The sequence below is a fragment of the Halorubrum sp. AJ67 genome (assembly GCF_000513435.1).
In genome coordinates this window covers 96,446-98,767 of the sequence record NZ_CBVY010000019.1, presented here as the reverse complement: position 1 = coordinate 98,767, position 2,322 = coordinate 96,446, and the positions used below count along the sequence as shown (strand labels likewise).

Below are 2,322 nucleotides of genomic sequence, written 5' to 3'. Positions count from 1 at the left end.
GACGGTCCGCCGCGGCGGGTTCGCGGTCGAGGCCGTCGACGCGACCGGTGCCGGCGACGCGTTCACCGCCGGGTTCCTCTCGCGGATCGCGGGCGGTCGGAGAGACGAATCCGCAGACGGCGACGGAAACGCCCTCCGCGAGGCGATCGCGTTCGGTAACGCGACCGCGGCGCTGTCGGTTCGGGAGGTCGGCGGGATGGGGTCGATCCCGTCGCGGGAGACGGTCGAGTCGTTCCTCGCGGAACGGGAAGAGAGAGCGGGGTGAAACGGGGAGAGAGCGAACGGGGAGAAGACGGGGAGCGGGTCGCGTCGTCTACGAGGAGGACGGCGACATCTCGATGTTGAGGCTCTTTTGGACGATCTGCGTGAACGCCATCGAGCAGAGGAAGTACCAGAGGATCCACATCTGGATCGGGCCGACGATCCCCGTGTCCCACGTGACGGTGCCGGCGAGCGGGACCACGAGCTCCTGTGCGGCGACGGCCGGGTACTCCGCAGTGGACCCGCGGTAGCCGATCACCCAGAACATCCAGAGGAACGCCGGGATGGTGAGGAACATGATCCACACCATCGGGCGGAACTGCTCTTTGAACATGCCGAGCTGGTCGCCCATCGCCTCCATCTGCTCTTCTTGGATCTCGTCGAGCGCCTCGTCGTCGTCGCGCTCTTCGGCCTCCTTCCGGCGTTCTTGGATGTCTTTCATCCGGTCTTGGTACATGGCCATCTTCTCCATGTCCATGAGCCCGGCGCGCAGCAGCGTCGAGTACAGCCCCGTCCCGAGCGCGATCACCATGATCACGACGTAAAAGGGGACGACGTTTAGGAGCGGCCCGAGGACGACGTCGATCCCGCCGGCGATCGCGTTGCGGACCGGGCCGACCGCGTAGCCGACGAACGCGCCGACCGTCGCCAGCCCCGCCAGCTTGTCCCACTTCGACCAGCTGGTCGTCTCGGGGGTCTCCACGTCGCTGCCGCCCGAGTCGTCGTCCTCCAGGCCGGCCTCGATCTCGTCGCGGTCGGCCAGCGCGAACCCCTCCTCGCCGTCGACGAGGATCTCCTTCTCGATGAGCCGGCCCCACTGTCCGCTGGATATCTTGTCGCGGACGTCGACCCATCGGACTTCGCCGCCGCTGGCGTTGTCGAGAACGGTCTCGATGGCGTCCCGCATCTCGCCGTCCTCGCGGACCAGCGAGCGGACCCGCCGTTCGACTTTGCTCATTAGCGGCCGATTAGCAGTCGACGGTTAAGAACCTTGTAGGATCGCGGCTCGGGTCGGTCTTCGACGACGCCGCGATTTGGCTTTCGATGACGACGCGATTTAGCTCTCGACGACGTCGGCGATCCGATCGAAGACCTCGTCCGGCGTCGCCTCCCCGTCGACCTCGACGAGGACGCCCTCGTCGCGGAAGTGGTCGACGACCGGCTCGGTGTTCTCGTAGAAGACCTCCAGCCGCTCGCGGGCGGTCTCCTCGGTGTCGTCCTCGCGCTGGATCAGTTCGCCGCCGCACTCGTCGCAGACGCCCGGCTCCTCCGGCGGCTGGAACTCGACGTGGTAGTTCGCACCGCAGTCGTCACAGACCCGGCGTCCCGTGAGCCGGTCGACGAGGACCTCTTCGTCGACGTCGAGCAGGATGACGGCGTCCAGATCCGTAATCGAAGAGAGGTACTCCGCCTGATCGAGGTTGCGCGGGTAGCCGTCGAGGACGAACCCGTCGGCGTCGGCCAGCGCGGCCTCGACGATCTCGTTGACGACCGGGTCCGGGACCAGTTCGCCCGCGTCCATGAACGACTTCGGCGTGCCGTACTCCGTCTCCATCTCCTTGTTCGCGCGGAGCGCGTCACCGGTCGTGACGTGTTCGACGCCGTACTCGTCGGCCAGCTTCGCGCTCTGTGTCCCCTTTCCGGCACCGGGTGCCCCGAGGAGTAGAATTCGATGGCTCATACCGGACTGGTCGCGCGCCGCCCCTAAAGACTTGAAGATTCCGGCCAACGCTACTCGGCCGCGTCGCCCCCGTCGCCCTCCGGCTCCTCGATCTCGCCGTCGGTCCTCGACTCCCCGGTCTCGACCTCGGGGTTCAGCCGCAGCCCCATCTCCAGTTCGAAACTCTCGGCGTCGGAGGTCTCGAAGCCGATCTTCTTGTACAGAGAGACGGCCGCGCGGTTCCACCGCTCGACGGTGAGCCACACCTTCTCGACGCCGTTCGCCTGCCCGTGGCCGAGCAGCCCGCGGATGAGGTGCGTACCGATCCCGGCGCGCTGGTACGCCTGGTGGACGAACGACTCGCCAGTTTCATAGGCGTCGCCGTCGGGGCACGAGCGTCG

4 protein-coding genes are annotated in these 2,322 nt (G+C 67.0%); 1 reads left to right on the top strand and 3 read right to left on the bottom strand.

Annotation, left to right across the window (positions count from 1 at the left end; genetic code table 11):
• Positions 1-265 (top strand): PfkB family carbohydrate kinase (locus BN903_RS13185; protein ID WP_048078169.1); only part of this gene is annotated, 265 nt, incomplete at its 5' end.
• A gap of 48 nt (positions 266-313) precedes the next feature.
• On the opposite strand, the gene BN903_RS13180 is transcribed toward BN903_RS13185, so the two are convergent.
• The 3 genes from BN903_RS13180 to BN903_RS13170 form a co-directional block, all read right to left on the bottom strand.
• Entirely contained in the window at positions 314-1,219 is a 906-nt protein-coding gene (locus tag BN903_RS13180) for a DUF106 domain-containing protein (RefSeq protein WP_048078168.1), read from the bottom strand.
• Positions 1,220-1,318: 99 nt separating this feature from the next.
• Positions 1,319-1,942: an adenylate kinase gene (locus BN903_RS13175; RefSeq protein ID WP_048078167.1), complete on the bottom strand. Its 624-nt coding sequence runs from the start codon at positions 1,940-1,942 to the stop codon at positions 1,319-1,321.
• A gap of 50 nt (positions 1,943-1,992) precedes the next feature.
• Positions 1,993-2,322: N-acetyltransferase (locus BN903_RS13170; protein ID WP_154018143.1), on the bottom strand; the 330-nt coding region annotated here is incomplete at its 5' end.

What these genes read in the sequence shown, in the direction of transcription:
- BN903_RS13180 (WP_048078168.1), bottom strand. Translation starts at nt 1,219, where the DNA reads ATGAGCAAAGTCGAACGGCGGGTCCGCTCGCTGGTCCGCGAGGACGGC.
- BN903_RS13175 (WP_048078167.1), bottom strand. Translation starts at nt 1,942, where the DNA reads ATGAGCCATCGAATTCTACTCCTCGGGGCACCCGGTGCCGGAAAGGGG.